The sequence below is a fragment of the Streptococcus marimammalium DSM 18627 genome (genome assembly GCF_000380045.1).
Lineage (GTDB): Bacteria > Bacillota > Bacilli > Lactobacillales > Streptococcaceae > Streptococcus > Streptococcus marimammalium.
Window position 1 is genome coordinate 173,206 of the sequence record NZ_KB904339.1, and the last position, 16,502, is coordinate 189,707.

A 16,502-nucleotide genomic window follows, 5' to 3' on the forward strand; every position below is an offset into this window, starting at 1 on the left:
AGGTATTATAAGGTTTTTATTATATTCAATTTGTTCTACTCAATGTTTGAATTGTTTTTCATTTCATTGCCATCTGTTTCTAAAATTTCAGCTTGTGGGGGGTTTAACTCGCTATAACTTGGAGCATTGTAGAGGTCTTGAGTTGAAGAGTTATTGTTTTGACTGTAAAGACTTGTTGACTTTTCTCCAAGTTCTTCTTCAATTTGAGTTAGAATCTCAAAGGAATTATTGTAAGAAATGACTGAAGGATCAACAGGTGTTAGGCCACTATCATGGTAAAAACGAAGAAGATCACCTGTTTGGATACTATCACTAATATCTAGTTGTGTTTTAGCTATATATTTAATCTCATCGATGACAAGATTTGTGTTTTCATCAGGATTAGTAATCTCCTCACCAGTGACTGTATTATATAGTCTGCCACCATAACTAGTATACTGAGGCGTAATGAAATACCCAGAAGTTCTTAATGCAACAACCTGACGATTTTCTTTAGAGAGTAAATCTTGTCCAAGTTGGATATATTGCTTTGTGTCAATTCCTAGAAGGTGTAGTAGAGTTGGGAGATTATCGATTTCACCACCATAGGTATCACTGATAAATCCTTTATCTGTTCCAGGTATATGAATCATATAAGGAACTCTTTGGAGCATGGCATTGTCATATTCAGACCAAGTTTCAGAATCTTTACCTAGTAATTCTGCGAGGCTTGGATTTCTTGAGTTAGAAATACCATAATGGTCCCCATACAATAAGATGACAGAATTATCATAAAGGCCACTTGCTTTTAAATAATCAAAGAAGCTTTTAACAGCTGAATCTAGATAATTAGCAGTTGCAAAATACCCATTAATGGTTTCGTCGTCTGTTTGAGCAAGAGGGAAACCAACTTCATTTCCTGAAAGATTTTGGTAGGGGTAGTGGTTCGAAACGGTAATAAATTTGGTGTAGAAAGGTTGTTGCATCCGCTCTAAGTATTTGATGGAGTCAGAAAACATGATTTTATCATTCAATCCGTACTGGAAGGAGTTATCATCAGTAGCTTCAGACATATAAGATTGATCAAAGAAGTAATCGTAATCTAAAGCCTTATAAACATTATTTCTATTCCAAAAAGTAGCTATATTACCATGAAAAACAGCACTACTATAGTTGCCATTTTCAGCTAAAATATGAGGGGCAGCTTGTTGGGTATTATCACCGCCGTATTGAACAAAGAATGAACCTTGATTAAGACCAAATAATGATGTTTCCATCAGAGTTTCAGAATCAGAAGTTTTTCCAGCTTTAACTTGATGGAAAAAATTAGAAAAAGAAAAGGTCTGATTTGAATGGTAAAGTGAGTTGATAAAAGGTGTTACTTCGTACTCTTTGTTGTCCACTGTTAATTTGTAGTCGACTAAAAATTGTTGGAAGCTCTCTAAGTGAATAATGATAACATTACGACCCTTGGCAAGCCCAAAATAATTAGGATTTGGATTAGCGAAGTGTTGATTCACATAAGATTTGACTGTCTCAATTTCTTCTGGTTTAGCTTCAGCACGAACTTTTTGTGTCTGGTAAGTTTGATTGGCATCGTATCCTAAAAAGGCAGTGATTCCAAGAGCTCTAACTACATAAGTATTTGAAAAACCTCTTGATAATAGTTCTGGTCTATCAATTTCTGCTAGAAAAAGATTTATTGAAAAAAACAAAGTAGACAGAGCAGTTACTGCAAAGCTGGCTCTTTTATTAAAGGGGCGATTATCAATAGAGATATGTCTTTTGATCAATAAAAAAGAAATAATAAAGACATCAAAAAGATAAATTAAATCCCATGGGCGTAGGAGGTTAATGGCAGAGTCACCAAGACCTGCTGATACTTTACTAGTTGCTAACATAGTATTAATCGTAATAAAATCAGAGAATTCTCTAAAGTAAATAGCATTAGCAATTAAAAGCAAGTTAAGTAGGCTATATATAATAATGGCAACACTATAAAATAGTTTTGAATTTTTAATGTAAAGAGCCAATCCAATTAATAACAAACTAATTGGAATTGGGTTGATTAGGGTTAGAAAAAATTGATAAGGATTTTCTAAACCAAGATTAAAGTCCATAGTGTTCGCCCACATTGTTTTTAACCAGTAAAAACTAAGTAAACTAAGGATAAATCCCAATCTTGTGCTCATGATATTTAAGATAAATTTCTTTATATTTTTCACAAAATTATTTCCTCATTCTATCTATTCTTAAAAGAGTTTCATATTTAATTATAACATAAATGAGAATAGTTGAAAAAAGAAAACATCTCTTTTAAAATTGTTCTCATTTCATTGTTATTAAAAATTGTTATAGAATAGTTTGGAAAATGTTCCTACTACTATTTTAAAGGGATTCAGGGAGTAATTCACAAACTTTTTGTAGGAAAAATATTAAATTTCTGTTATAATATAGAGTATGATTAAACTTGTAGTAACCCCTTTTATTGAGAAAAAAATTAAAGAGGGTATCCAATTGTTGGATGCTAATGATTTTGAAGACTTATCAATTGATAATCAATTGGTTGAAATCTTTTCAAAAACACAACAATTTTTAGGAGTTGCTTATCTTTCTAAGCAAAATAAAGGGATTGGTTGGTTTCTTTCCCATCAGAAACTCACTCTTGATGAAAACTATTTTAAAGCACTTCTTGAAAAAGCAAAAAAAGAACGTGATTACTATTTTCAATCTGATTTGACAACTGCTTTTCGTGTCTTTAATCAAGATGGGGATGATTTTGGTGGTTTAACGATTGATTTATATGGTGATTATGCTGTCTTTTCGTGGTACAATCAATTTGTATACCAGTTAAAAGAAGTCATCATTTCAGCTTTTAAAGTGATTTTTCCTGAAATTAAGGGTGCTTATGAAAAAATTCGCTTTGCTGGAATTGATTATCAATCAGCTCATCTTTATGGTCAAGAAGCACCGGAAACGTTTACTATTTTAGAAAACGGGGTTAACTATCAAGTCTTTTTAAATAAGGGATTGATGACTGGTATTTTCTTAGACCAACATGAAGTAAGAGAAGCACTGGTTAGTCATTTCTCTAGTGGTAAAAAAATATTAAACCTCTTTTCTTATACTGCGGCTTTCTCGGTCGCTGCGAGTATGGGTGGTGCTCTTGAAACAACATCAGTTGATTTGGCTAATAGATCTAAGGAAATGTCTGCAGCTCATTTTAAAGCTAATCATTTTGAGTTAACGAACCATCGATTTATTGTGATGGATGTGTTTGACTTTTTCAAGTATGCCAAACGACATCATCTTAGCTATGATGTGATTATTATCGATCCACCTAGTTTTGCTAAAAACAAAAAAAAGATTTTTTCTGTCACTAAAGATTACCATCAATTGATTAACCAATCACTTGATATACTTGAAGATAATGGCCTAATTATCGCTTCAACCAATGCTGCTAATCTTAGTTTGACACAATTTAAAAAAGAATTAGAAAAAGGTTTTGGGAACCAAAGACATACCTATGAGTCTCTTTACCAACTTCCATCTGATTTTAAAATAAACAAAAATGATGAAAGAAGTAATTATTTAAAAGTATTTACAATAAAGGTGAACAAATGAAAACAGTAGTAACAATTACCCCAAAAGGGTTTGAAGAAGTCCAGCAAATGGACATTGAAAAATTCTCTGGAGCAGATGTTATTGAATGGCGAGCAGATTTTTTATCAAAAGACAATATTCTTAATGTTGCTCCCGCCATCTTTGAAAAATTTTCAGGTTTTGAAATTCTTTTTACCTTGCGTACACAAAAAGAAGGTGGCATGATAGCTTTATCTTCAGAAGAGTACGTTGCTATTTTAAAAGAAATCCAAGCCCTTTATTCGCCAGACTATATTGACTTTGAATATTTCTCCTATAAAAATGTTTTTGACGAGATGTTGGATTTTTCAAACCTTGTCTTATCCTATCATAACTACGAAGAAACACCTGAAAACATTATGGAATTATTCTCTGAATTAACAACTTTAGGACCACGAATGGTTAAAATTGCTGTAACTCCTAAGAGTGAGCAAGATGTTTTGGATCTCATGAATCTAACAAGAGGTTTTAAAACTTTGAATCCTGAACAAGATTATGTCACTATTTCCATGGGTAAATTAGGACAATTGACACGTTTGGGTGGCTATTTAACAGGTAGCTCATGGACATTTACTTTTATGGATGATCAAATAGCATCTGGTCAGATTTCACTTATTCATTACAAAAAAATTATGGAGATGTTAGATGCTGATTGATGGGAAAACTCGTCTAGCTGCAGTTATAGGAAATCCGATTAAACATTCACTGTCACCCTTTATCCATAACCTGAGTTTTCAAAAAACAGGTATTAATGGTATTTATCTTGCTTTTGAATTAACTTTTTCTGATATTGAATTAACATTAGAAACCATTAAACGATTAAATATGTTCGGTATTAATGTTTCTATGCCTTATAAACAAGCAGTTCTTCCTTTTTTAGATTGTCTCTCCAAAGAAGCCCAATTAATGGGGGCTGTGAATACAATTTGTCATAAAGAGGGACAACTGATTGGTTATAATACAGATGGCCTTGGCTTTTTAAAGAGTCTAGAAAATCATAATAATTTTAAAATAGCAGAAAAAACAATGGTTATAATTGGTAGCGGTAGCGCAGCTACCGCTATTATTGTGCAAGCAGCTATTGAGGATGTAAAAAAAATTATTATTTTTACCAAGGAGTCTTATCTTAAGGAAACAAAACAAAAGATGACCTTACTGGCTAAAAAGACCAGAACAGTTATTTTAACCTATGCCTTATCACAAAAAAAAATATTTGAAGCAGTTATTTTAAGTGCTGATTTATTGGTCAATACTACTCGTATAGGAATGGATGGTAAAAGCTTAGCTCTTCCTAGTCATGATGTGAGATTACCTAAAAATCTCTTAGTGGCTGATATTATTTATTATCCACTTGAGACGCCTCTAATCGCTTATGCTAAAAAACAAGGTTTGAAAACTTTGAATGGATTAGGTATGCTTTTATATCAAGCATCAATTTCTTTTGAATTGTGGACAAATGAGAAAATGCCGGTTCAAGAAATTTTACCATTGTTAGAAGAGTATTCTCAGCAGTCCTTAGGAGTCTAATGATGAAAATACATGTTAATCTTACTAGTCATCCCTACGATATTCTTATAGAAAAAGATGGCCTTTATCGTGTTGGAGAATGGGTATCATCTCTTTGGCAACCACAAAAAATCGTTATTATTTCAGATAATCTTGTGGCTACTTTATATGCAAAACATGTGAAATTGCAGTTGGAGAATCAAGGCTTTCAAGTGGCTGTTTTTGAATTTTTAGCTGGTGAACAATCAAAAAATTTAATAACAGTAGAAAAGATATATGACTTTTTGTCTTCATTTGGAATAAGTAAAACAGATGGTATTATCGCTCTTGGTGGTGGTGTTGTTGGTGATTTAGCAGGGTTTGTTGCTTCAACTTATATGAGAGGTCTTCATTTTTTACAAATTCCAACCAGTCTTATTGCTCAAGTAGATGCTTCTATTGGTGGTAAAACGGGTGTTAACACTAAAACCGCTAAAAATTTATTGGGAACCTTTCATCAACCAGATGGAGTTTTAATTGACCCAGAAGTTTTAAAAACTCTAGGTGAACGTGAATTGATTGAAGGAATGGGTGAGGTGATTAAATGTGCTTTGATTGCTGATACTAACCTTTGGCAATTATTAGAGGAGATGGCAGGAACAAGAGAGTGTATTTTGAAAAATGCTGAACGTCTTATCTATCAATCCTGTCAAGTTAAAAAAGAATTTGTTCTAGCAGATGAATATGACATTGGTTTAAGGCATTTTCTTAATTTTGGTCACACGATTGGTCATGCTATAGAGCAAACGGCTGGTTATGGTGAGATTTATCACGGTGAAGCTGTTGCGATGGGCATGATACAAGTCGCTAAAATAGCTGAAGAAAAAGGATTAATGGCTAAAGGTATTTCTAATGAAATAAAAACCATGTGTCAGAAATTTGGTCTACCTGTTGCCCCTTTAAAATGGGATAAAGAAAAGTTGTATCAAGCTATCACACATGACAAAAAAGTAAATGGTAAACAATTAAAACTGGTTCTTGTTTCAGAAAAAGGGCAAGCAAAGATGGAGTCAATTGCTTTAGAAGATGTTAGAGATTATTTGGAGAAAAAATGAGATATTTTACTGCGGGTGAATCTCACGGCCCACATTTAACAGCCATTATTGAAGGTATCCCAGCAGGTCTTTTTTTGAATGCTGATGATATTAATAAGGAATTACAAAGACGCCAAAAAGGTTATGGTAGAGGTGATAGAATGTTGATTGAATCTGATCGCATCGAGATAACATCAGGTGTTCGACATGGATTGACTTTAGGAAGTCCAATCACTTTAACTATGCCAAATAAAGATTTTAATCATTGGTCTCAGGTTATGGCTGTTCATGAGATTGAGGAGCATAAAAAGTACCTACGTCAGTTAACCAAACCTCGTCCTGGCCATGCAGACTTGGTTGGTGGAATGAAGTATGGTTTTTCTGATTTGAGAAATACGCTGGAGCGATCTAGTGCGCGTGAAACAGCTATGAGAGTAGCTATTGGTGCAGTGGCAAAAAGACTTTTGGAAGAATTATCAATCACAGTCTTTCATCATATCACTATTTTTGGTGGTATGACTATTGATCTTTCAGATGAGTTGACCTATCAAGAGATAAAGATAAAAGCTGGACAATCAGACCTTTCGATTGCTAATGAAGCTTTTGAAATGGCTATTAAAGAACAAATTGACAATATCAAAAAACAAGGAGACACACTAGGTGGTGTTATTGAAACGATTGCTCTAGGAGTTCCAGCTGGACTGGGTTCTTATGTGCAGTGGGATCGAAAACTAGACGGTAAACTAGCCCAGGCCGTTTTATCGATTAATGCCTTTAAAGGTGTCGAATTTGGACTGGGTTTTGAATCTGCTCATCTAACGGGTAGCCAGGTTATGGATGAGATTGTCTGGGAGAAAGAGACAGGTTATAGTCGAAAAACTAACCGTTTAGGAGGCTTTGAAGGTGGCATGACAAATGGCCAACCCCTGATTATTAAGGGAGTGATGAAGCCTATTCCAACGCTTTATAAACCCTTGATGACCATTGATATCAAAACTCATAAACCGTATAAGGCAAGTGTAGAACGAAGTGATATAACGGCTCTTCCTGCAGCAGGTGTTGTCATGGAAAATGTTGTTGCTACTGTTCTTGCTTCTGAGATTTTAGAAACATTTGCTTCTGATAATATGACAGCCCTTAAACAATCTTTTAACAGCTATAAGGAAAGATTAAAATTATTTTAACTTATTTTACTAATTAGAAAGTTGTTTAATATTTTTATACTATATGATAAAAGCTAAAAAATAAGGAATATGTTATAATGATAAGGATAATTAATCACTTGATTAATAAGACTTATCATAAAGGAGAAAACTATGTCAGTAAATATCTATGACCTTGCTAATTCACTTGAAAGAGGCATTCGTGGTTTAGAGGAATATAAAGCAGTTGTTGCTGCTAAAAAAGAAGTAGATGCTAATGAGGATGCTAAAGCTTTATGGCAAGAATTTTTAGAAGCACAACAAAAAATCCAATCCATGATGACAACTGGACAAATGCCTGGTCAAGAAGAACAAAAAACTTTACAGGAACTAGGAGAAAAAATTGAAAAAAATGAACTCCTTAAGCATTTCTTTGATAATCAGCAACGTTTATCCGTTTATATTCAAGATATTGAAAAAATTATCTTTAAACCATTACAAGAATTAGCAGAATAAAATCTATTAAAACATCTTAATGTTGAGTTTTCTCTCACATTTTAGGTGTTTTTGTTTATTGTCTAAATGATAAGTCATATAAAATAGTAACAAGGATTAACTATGAAATTAAGAACACATGTATCATCATTAAAGGGAAGTCTTCGTCTTCCTGGTGATAAATCTATCAGTCATAGAGCCATAATGTTTGGTAGCATTAGTCAAGGGACAACGCTTATTAATGGTCTCTTAGAAAGTGAAGATGTTTTGGCAACCATCAAAGCCTTTCAAGCTATGGGAGTGAGGATTTATCAAGAGGGACAACTTATTAAGATTATTGGTAGTGGTTTTGAAGGGCTGAAACAGCCGGATACTTCTTTAGATATGGGTAATTCAGGAACATCCATGCGACTTATTGCTGGGATTTTAGCTGGTTTTCCTTCTAAAGTTCATTTGGTTGGAGATGCAAGTTTATCGAGACGTCCAATGGATAGAATTGTAATCCCCTTAAAGAAAATGGGGGTTTCTATTTCTGGCTATGAGAAGAAACAGTTTCCTCCTTTGACTCTTAAAGGCTCAAAAAATCTCTCTCCAATAAGCTATCATTTGCCAGTAGCTTCTGCTCAAGTCAAATCTGCTTTGATTTTTGCTGCTCTTCAAGCCCAAGGTGAGAGTATGATTGTAGAAAAAGAAATAACGAGAAATCATACGGAAGAAATGTTACATCAGTTTGGTGGCAGAATTAGTTGTGAGGGGAAGACTATTCGTGTCTATGGTAAAGAGAAGTTAAAAGGACAAGAAGTAACAATACCAGGTGATATTTCAAGTGCAGCTTTTTGGTTGGTTGCGGGTTTGATTGTTCCAAATAGTCAAATCAGATTAGACAATGTTGGGATTAACCCTACAAGAACAGGTATTTTAGATGTTATTGAAGAAATGGGTGGAAAACTCCTTATCTCACATCGTGATGAGAAAAACCAATCTGCCAGCATAACAGTTTCTTCTTCATCGTTAGTAGGTACCACTATTTCTGGCACTATCATTCCACGTTTGATTGATGAATTACCTATCATTGCTTTGTTAGCAACTCAAGCTCATGGTCAAACGATTATTAAAGATGCTAAAGAACTAAAAGTCAAAGAGAGTAATCGCATAGCCCTTATTGTTTCTTCGTTGAAATCTATGGGAGCTGATATTTATGCCACTGATGACGGTATGGTAATTAATGGTCCGACAGCTTTACATGGCGCTATACTTGATAGCCATAAAGACCACCGAATTGCTATGATGATTGTGGTTGCCGCTTTGATTGTTTCATCAGGTCAGGTTCATTTAACTGGGGAAGAGGCTATTAAAACCAGCTATCCTAATTTTTTCAATGATTTGGAGGACTTAATTGATGGCTAAGTTTTTAATTGGTTTTATGGGTTCTGGCAAGACAACTCTAGCTAAAGCTTGGTCAAAAGATGCGATTGATATGGATGATTATTTGGAACAAAAATATAGACGTCCTATTTATGATTACTTTGATCAAGGAGAAGAAGATTTACTTAGACAAAGAGAATCAGAAATCTTACAAGAATTGTTAGCAACTGATCAGATCATTGCTACTGGTGGTGGGATTGTTGAAAAAGCCATTAATAGAGAACTGTTCAAACAGGCAGAAGCTGTTATTTTTCTACGATTAGATTTTGAAGCTCTTTATGAACGTTTAAAACAAGATAGCATGGCCAATCGTCCGTTGTTTTTGTCGCTGAAAAAAGAAGACCTCTTTCATCTTTTTCTAAAAAGACAAAGCTTATATGAAGAGGTAGCAACTTTGATTATTGAGGTGGGAAGTAGAACTCCTAGTGAACTAATCAAGATTTTATTGCTCAGTGAATGACACTAAAAAAGAAAAAACAGCCAATAACCTTGTAGTAATAGCTTGTTTTACTGTGAATAGTTGACAGTTCCTTAAAATCAGTATAAAATTTTAAATGATTGTGGGACAATTGAAAAAAATTCATCGTGTCACAGAAAAAAAAGTACAGATAGGAAAAAGCAATGGCAAGAAAAAGAGATATAGGCTTGACTCACCATGAAGAACTGCGCTATCAGTACCTCTTAAAAAATATTCATTATTTAAATCAGAGAGAAGAAGAGGAATTTAATTATTTACATAGTAAATTCCAAACTTATAGGGCACAAAGTGGGAGTTCTAATTACTTTACACAAGATCGTCAAGCACCACAACCAACACTAAGAAGACAAAATACATATAGACCTTCTGATTATGATAGGAGTTCTCAATATACTAGACAAAGATATAACGAGCAGGATGATTATAACCAATATGATGATTATGATAATTATAATCATTATGACAATTATGAGGATATTGAAGAAGATAACTACGTGATTGATGGGTTACCCAAGTATCGTGCAAGTGAAAAGAGACGCTCAAGAAAACAAAAACGACTTGTGCGACGTGATATGGTAGAACCTGATGCACCTTTTGTTAAGAAAAAACCAAGGAAACGTCGTTTTCGTTTTAAGACCTTTCTTAAGCTCTTTTTAGCCCTCATTGTTTTAACCTTTATTGGTATGCTTATCATGTTTTTCAAAGGAATGCATGATGTTTCATCTGATAGTGCCAACTTCAGCCCAGCAATTGAAGAAGTTTTCAATGGAGAAGACACGAGTGATGGTACTAATATCTTAGTATTAGGTAGTGATAGACGTGTTAGTCAAGGATCTGATGAAGCAAGAACTGACACAATTATGGTGGTTAATATTGGCAATGAATCAGGTCAGGTTAAGATGGTCAGCTTCATGCGTGATATTTTAGTCAATATTGAAGGCGTAAGCTATGATGACTATAGTTATGATAGCAAGCTCAATTCAGCTTTTGCGATTGGTGAACAAAATGATAATCAGGGGGCTGAGTTTATGCGTCAAACCCTTAAACGTAATTTTGATATTGACATCAAATATTATGTTATGATTGATTTTGAAACATTTGCAGAAGCGATTGATACCCTTTTTCCAAACGGGGTTGCTATTGATGCTCAATTTTCTACTATTGATGGCGAAGTAGTTGAGTCAGTTGATGTGCCCGATGATTTAAGGATGGAAAATGGTATTGTACCTGATCAAACTATTCGTATTGGAAGACAGCGAATGGATGGTAGAACACTTCTCAACTATGCTCGTTTTCGCAAAGATGATGAAGGGGACTATGGTAGAACAAAGCGTCAGCAACAAGTGATGGCTGCTGTAATAAATCAAATCAAAGATCCGATGAAACTATTTACAGGTTCTGCAGCGATTGGAAAAATTTATGCGCTTACCTCAACTAATGTTTCTTATCCATTTTTGATTAGTAATGGTTTATCTGTAGTGAGCAGTGGCAAGGAAGGTATTCATCAAGAGACTATTCCTGAGATGGGTGATTGGATTGACGACTATGATATGTACGGTGGCCTAGGTCTTACTATTGATTTTGACAAGTACCAAAACCGTCTTTCTGAATTAGGTATACGATAATATGATATAATAGAGTGGCTTGCCACTCTTTTTTGTGGAATGAAAGAAATGTATAAAAGAAAGTAGTCTTTATGATGTTGAAAAAAAATGATTTAGTAGAAGTGGAAATAGTTGACCTAAGTCATCAAGGTGAAGGCATTGCTAAACATAATGGTCTTGTTTTCTTTATTGAAAATGCTTTACCTGGTGAAAAAATCACCATGCGGGTCTTAAAAGTGAGCAAAAAGATGGGATTTGGTAAAGTTGAAAGTTACCAAACTTACTCACCTTACCGAGAAAAAAATGTTCATGTTGATTATTTAAGAACTGGAATTGCTGATTTAGCGCATCTGTCTTATGAAAAGCAATTAAAATTTAAGCAAAAACAGGTGGCAGATAATCTTTACAAGATAGCTAAACTTACTGATATTCCTGTTTTAGAAACCATAGGTATGACCAACCCGAAACACTATCGCAATAAGGCACAGATTCCTGTCCGTCGTATTGATGGTCAAATCGAGACAGGTTTTTTTAGGAAACATTCTCACGATCTAGTACCGATTTCTGATTATTTCATCCAAGAGCCAGAAATTGACAAGCTTATCAATTATTTGCGAAACTTGTTTAGACGTTTTGAATTGACTCCATATGATGAAACGAGTCAAACAGGATTGATTCGTCATATCCTTATTCGTCGCGGACACTATACGGGTGAAATGATGTTAGTTCTTATTACCACACGTCCGAAGATTTTTAGGATTGAGCAAGTCATTGAAGCAGTTGTATCAGAATTTCCTCAAGTCAAATCCATTCTTCAAAATATTAATGACCAAAAAGGCAATGCTATTCTTGGCAAAACTTATAAAACACTTTATGGTAAGGACACTATAACAGATACCATGTTAGGCTATGAGTTTTCAATATCAGCACCAGCCTTTTATCAGGTAAACACACAAATGGCTGAAAAACTCTATCAGATAGCCATTGATTTTTCCGAATTAACAGCTGATGATGTGGTGATTGACGCCTACTCAGGTATTGGGACAATTGGTTTGTCTGTGGCTAACCAAGTCAAACACGTTTATGGCGTTGAAGTGATCAAAGAAGCAGTCAAAGATGCGCAACACAACGCCAGCCAAAATAGCATTACAAACGCTACCTATGTCTGTGATAGTGCAGAAAATGCCATGGCTAAATGGGTGGAAGAAGGTATCAAACCAGATGTGATTATGGTCGATCCACCAAGAAAAGGCTTGGCAGAGAGCTTTATCGAAGCCAGTACCAAAACAAAGGCCCGTAAAATCACCTATATCTCATGTAACCCGAGTACCATGGCGCGTGATGTCAAACGCTATCAAGAGCTAGGCTACCACCTTGAAAAAGTACAACCCGTGGACTTGTTCCCACAAACGCACCACGTGGAGTGTGTTGGAGTATTGGTGAGAGAAGAATAAAGCCCACCGTTTCAGAGTTTAGAAAAGGCTTGATTTCTAGGCTCTTTTAGTATGGTGCGGAAGTATTAAAGTAAAAGTAAAATTTGAGTTAGTACAAATGCTGATAGATCTTTATGAAATATATTCCCATAGACGGTTAGGGGGCAAAAAGGTAATTTTAATAGGGAGTATGTGGAAATGAAATTGCACTCCAACGTCAATCTATTTATTGTAAGTTAGATCCTATGAAATTTCATCGTTCATTTTCCCGTGAGTGGTTATAAATTTTTTTCAAAATAACATAGTAAGAAAAATAGTTGGTATATTTGTGTGATATAATTTATGTTGTAAGAAATTGTGGCAGATTTGTAACAAGCTTACAACTTTAATTATTTTAGACTTATAGATAATATTAGCGTATTGTAAAATACAAGTGGAGGTTAGTTTGAAAAAGAAAGATCAATTTGATTGGGTAGATTTTTATAAGGAATTCTCGTCAAAACTATTAGATTATAAAGACAGAAGAGATGAACTCGTAGAAAAGGTGAAAGCGATCTATACTATGACAGGTATGAATATGCCTACTTTGGAAAGGGATAATAATCTCATTGACATTGACCCTTTTACTGTGTTTGGCCTCTTCAACAAGAAACTGAAGGATGAAAATCGCATCAAGATTTTAGCAGCAGTTGCTGAACAATTTGATGTTAAAGCAGCAGTACCTACATCGTTTGACAGTCTGCCAGTGCTTAATCCTCAGAATGCCACTTTCTATTATTTTATTGATGAACGTGGACAGAGTGACATTGATGATTTATGGCAGCTATTTGCATCCGCTTTGGCTTATGCTCAGGAGCCCACTGTTGACTGTAGAGAGAAAGTTGCACACTATTTTGACTTGGCTATCAATAAAAAAGGTAATGGAAATAGCAAGATTACAATGGCTTTGTACTGGATTTCACCGAATTCGTTTCTGAACTTGGATAGTCGAAATGAATGGTATATTTATGAATCTGGAAAGGTTCCAGCTGATATTGTCAGTGGGTTACCAGAGATTGAAGCTAAGATTTCTTCATCTAAATATTTCCAAATAGCAGAGTCTTTGCGCAGTTATTTGCAAAGCTCCAGGTGTGAATTGAAAGACTTCAAGGAATTGTCCTTCGATGCATGGAAGTATTCAGAACAGATTAATCAGGAGAAGGCTATAGAGAAGAAAGCTACCACAAAGGTAAGTGATACGCTTGCGGATGATGTTGCTACTGTCCACTATTGGATTTATGCACCTGGTGAAGGATCATGTATGTGGGATGAATTCTATAATGTCGGTATTATGGCAATTGGTTGGGGTGAGATTGGTGACCTTCGAGAGTTTAATTCAAAGGATGCAATGAAGGTGAAAATGAAGGAAACCTTCGACGAAAAACTTTCCTATAAAAACGCTGCCCATGCTACATGGCAGTTTGCGAATGAGATGAAAGTTGGAGATATTATCTTTGTAAAGAAAGGTATGCATCAACTGGTAGGCCGAGGTGTTGTTACATCGAATTATGAATTTGATGAAGAGCGTTCTGACGAATACAGAAATACCCGTCAGGTTAATTGGACTCATAAAGGAGAGTGGCCCCATCCGGGTCAGGCAGCCATGAAAACACTCACAGATATTACTGCTTATACAGATTATGTTGAAAAGCTTAATGCTTTATTTGAAGATGAGTCTGAAGAGGATGTTGAAGAGGTTGAAAAATCTTATCCAGTATATACAAAGGAAGATTTCTTGTCCGAGGTCTTTATGCCAGAAGAAGAGTACGACAAATTAGCTAGTATTCTTCGTATCAAGAAAAATATTAATCTTCAGGGTGCTCCCGGTGTCGGTAAGACTTTTGCAGCTAAAAGGCTCGCATTTTCTATGATGGGAGTAAAGGATGTAGAAAGAGTCATGATGGTTCAGTTCCATCAGAGTTATTCGTATGAAGACTTCATCATGGGCTTTAGACCTTCGACGGATGAATTTGAACTGAAACGAGGTGCTTTCTATAACTTCTGTAAGAAGGCAGAAATTGATGGAGACAATGATTACTTCTTTATTATCGATGAAATCAACAGAGGTAACCTAAGTAAAATATTTGGTGAGCTGTTTATGCTTATTGAGAATGACAAGAGAGGCGTTTCGTTACAGCTTTTATATTCTGATGAGAAATTCTCTGTTCCTAAGAATATTTATATTATTGGCACGATGAATACTGCTGATCGTAGCTTGGCTATGTTGGATTATGCACTTAGAAGAAGATTCGCTTTCTTTGAAATAAAGCCAGGTTTTACAACGGACGGATTCAGAGAATATAGAATGAGCTTAGAAAATGAAAAATTTGATAAGTTGATTGACTGTGTGGAGAGCTTGAATCATGTGATATCTAACGATGAATCATTAGGCGATGGCTTCTATATAGGTCATAGCTATTTCTGCAATCTGTCACCGGACACGATTGATGACCGAGTATTGTCTGGAATTGTTGAGTATGAATTGATTCCGCTTTTGAAGGAATACTGGTTTGATGAGCCAACAAAGGTGAAAGATTGGAGTAGTAATTTAAGGAGTGCTATTAAGTGATACCCATTCAAAATGTCTACTATATGCTGTCGTATGCCTTCAAAGTTCTGAATGAACAGGGGTACAAAAGAATAGCTACTGAAGAATTTAATAATACCGCAGAGCTGATGGCAGCAATATTGGCAAAAGGTATCGTTACCCAGCTGAAGCGTGGACTTGGGAAAGAGTATATATCTCAGACGGAGGAATTATCATCACTCCGAGGCAAAATTGATATTGCCGAATCCATAAAGATACAGAGTATGATTAGAAAAAAGTTGATTTGTACATATGATGATTTTTCTGTAAATAGTACTATGAATCGAATCATCAAATCAACCGTGGAGTTTCTTCTGAAGGCGGATATTGCAAAAAACAGAAAAAAGGAACTTCGTAAGCTAATGGTATTCTTTGTGGATGTAACACCAATTGATTTATACTCTGTGAACTGGAATATGCAATATAACAGGAACAATCAGTCATACCAGATGCTGATTTCTATATGTTATTTGGTAGTAAAAGGGTTGCTCCAGACAAACACTGATGGAACAACAAAGCTAATGGATTTTCTTGATGAGCAGAGAATGTTCCGGCTGTATGAGAAATTTATCCTCGAATATTATAAAAAGCACTATCCGGAGCTATCCGTGAGTGCTTCTCAGATACCGTGGTCATTAGATGACGGAATTGGAGATATGCTTCCAATTATGCAGAGTGATATTCACTTACAAAGAGGAAATACGGTATTGATTATTGATGCAAAGTATTATACGAGTATGACACAAGTCCAGTTCGATAAGCATACTCTTCACTCGAATAACTTATACCAGATATTCACCTATGTAAAAAACCGTGAGTATCAGTTTGGTGACATTGATAATACGGTTTCAGGAATGTTGCTATATGCGAAGACGGACGCTGAGATTCAGCCAGATAATGTGTATCAAATGCATGGAAATCAGATTAGTGTACAAACCTTAGATTTAAATTTATCATTTAAGGATATTGCTGAGGAATTAGATAAAATTGTAATATCTCATTTTGAAGATATTAATAAGGTATGTTGATAAATTATAAAGTGAGAACATTTAAAAAATGTCCTCACTTTTTTATTTTTAGGAGAAATATGAAGAAAGGA

13 protein-coding genes are annotated in these 16,502 nt (G+C 34.9%); 12 read left to right on the forward strand and 1 reads right to left on the reverse strand.

The genetic code is table 11. The annotated features are described in order from the left end of the window. Nucleotides 1-35: 35 nt before the first annotated feature. Nucleotides 36-2,204: an LTA synthase family protein gene (locus tag A3I1_RS0100875; RefSeq protein ID WP_026216716.1), complete on the reverse strand. Its 2,169-nt coding sequence runs from the start codon at nucleotides 2,202-2,204 to the stop codon at nucleotides 36-38. Between the two features lie 235 nt (nucleotides 2,205-2,439). Between A3I1_RS0100875 and A3I1_RS0100880 the strand changes: the two genes are divergently transcribed. The 12 genes from A3I1_RS0100880 to mcrC all read left to right on the forward strand — a co-directional run bounded on the left by A3I1_RS0100880 (nucleotide 2,440) and on the right by mcrC (nucleotide 16,431). After that, nucleotides 2,440-3,603: a class I SAM-dependent rRNA methyltransferase gene (locus tag A3I1_RS0100880; RefSeq protein WP_018369433.1), complete on the forward strand. Its 1,164-nt coding sequence runs from the start codon at nucleotides 2,440-2,442 to the stop codon at nucleotides 3,601-3,603. Then, a complete protein-coding gene (aroD, locus tag A3I1_RS0100885) occupies nucleotides 3,600-4,277 on the forward strand; it encodes a type I 3-dehydroquinate dehydratase (protein WP_018369434.1) in 678 nt (225 codons plus the stop codon). The genes A3I1_RS0100880 and aroD overlap by 4 nt, the downstream gene beginning before the upstream one ends. Then, a complete protein-coding gene (gene aroE / locus A3I1_RS0100890) occupies nucleotides 4,267-5,148 on the forward strand; it encodes a shikimate dehydrogenase (protein WP_018369435.1) in 882 nt (293 codons plus the stop codon). Before aroD ends, aroE begins: the two co-directional genes overlap by 11 nt. A gap of 2 nt (nucleotides 5,149-5,150) precedes the next feature. Continuing rightward, entirely contained in the window at nucleotides 5,151-6,221 is a 1,071-nt protein-coding gene (aroB, locus tag A3I1_RS0100895; RefSeq protein WP_026216717.1) for a 3-dehydroquinate synthase, read from the forward strand. Then, nucleotides 6,218-7,384: a chorismate synthase gene (gene aroC / locus A3I1_RS0100900; RefSeq protein WP_018369437.1), complete on the forward strand. Its 1,167-nt coding sequence runs from the start codon at nucleotides 6,218-6,220 to the stop codon at nucleotides 7,382-7,384. Before aroB ends, aroC begins: the two co-directional genes overlap by 4 nt. 132 nt (nucleotides 7,385-7,516) lie before the next feature. Next, the gene (locus A3I1_RS0100905; protein WP_018369438.1) at nucleotides 7,517-7,858 is read left to right on the forward strand and encodes a YlbF/YmcA family competence regulator; all 342 of its coding nucleotides are present in this window, start codon (nucleotides 7,517-7,519) and stop codon (nucleotides 7,856-7,858) included. Nucleotides 7,859-7,960: 102 nt separating this feature from the next. Beyond that, complete coding sequence (gene aroA / locus A3I1_RS0100910) at nucleotides 7,961-9,244, forward strand: 3-phosphoshikimate 1-carboxyvinyltransferase (protein ID WP_018369439.1); 1,284 nt, start codon at nucleotides 7,961-7,963, stop codon at nucleotides 9,242-9,244. After that, entirely contained in the window at nucleotides 9,237-9,722 is a 486-nt protein-coding gene (locus tag A3I1_RS0100915; protein WP_018369440.1) for a shikimate kinase, read from the forward strand. The genes aroA and A3I1_RS0100915 overlap by 8 nt, the downstream gene beginning before the upstream one ends. Nucleotides 9,723-9,883: 161 nt before the next feature. Continuing rightward, entirely contained in the window at nucleotides 9,884-11,365 is a 1,482-nt protein-coding gene (locus A3I1_RS0100920) for an LCP family protein (protein ID WP_018369441.1), read from the forward strand. A gap of 74 nt (nucleotides 11,366-11,439) precedes the next feature. Beyond that, nucleotides 11,440-12,798 (forward strand): 23S rRNA (uracil(1939)-C(5))-methyltransferase RlmD, encoded by a 1,359-nt coding sequence (gene rlmD / locus A3I1_RS0100925; RefSeq protein ID WP_026216718.1) that lies wholly within the window; start codon nucleotides 11,440-11,442, stop codon nucleotides 12,796-12,798. Nucleotides 12,799-13,222: 424 nt separating this feature from the next. Further along, the gene (locus A3I1_RS0100930; protein ID WP_018369443.1) at nucleotides 13,223-15,385 is read left to right on the forward strand and encodes an AAA family ATPase; all 2,163 of its coding nucleotides are present in this window, start codon (nucleotides 13,223-13,225) and stop codon (nucleotides 15,383-15,385) included. Next, nucleotides 15,382-16,431, forward strand: a complete 1,050-nt coding sequence (gene mcrC / locus A3I1_RS0100935) for a 5-methylcytosine-specific restriction endonuclease system specificity protein McrC (RefSeq protein ID WP_018369444.1) — start codon at nucleotides 15,382-15,384, stop codon at nucleotides 16,429-16,431. Before A3I1_RS0100930 ends, mcrC begins: the two co-directional genes overlap by 4 nt. Nucleotides 16,432-16,502: the final 71 nt, after the last annotated feature.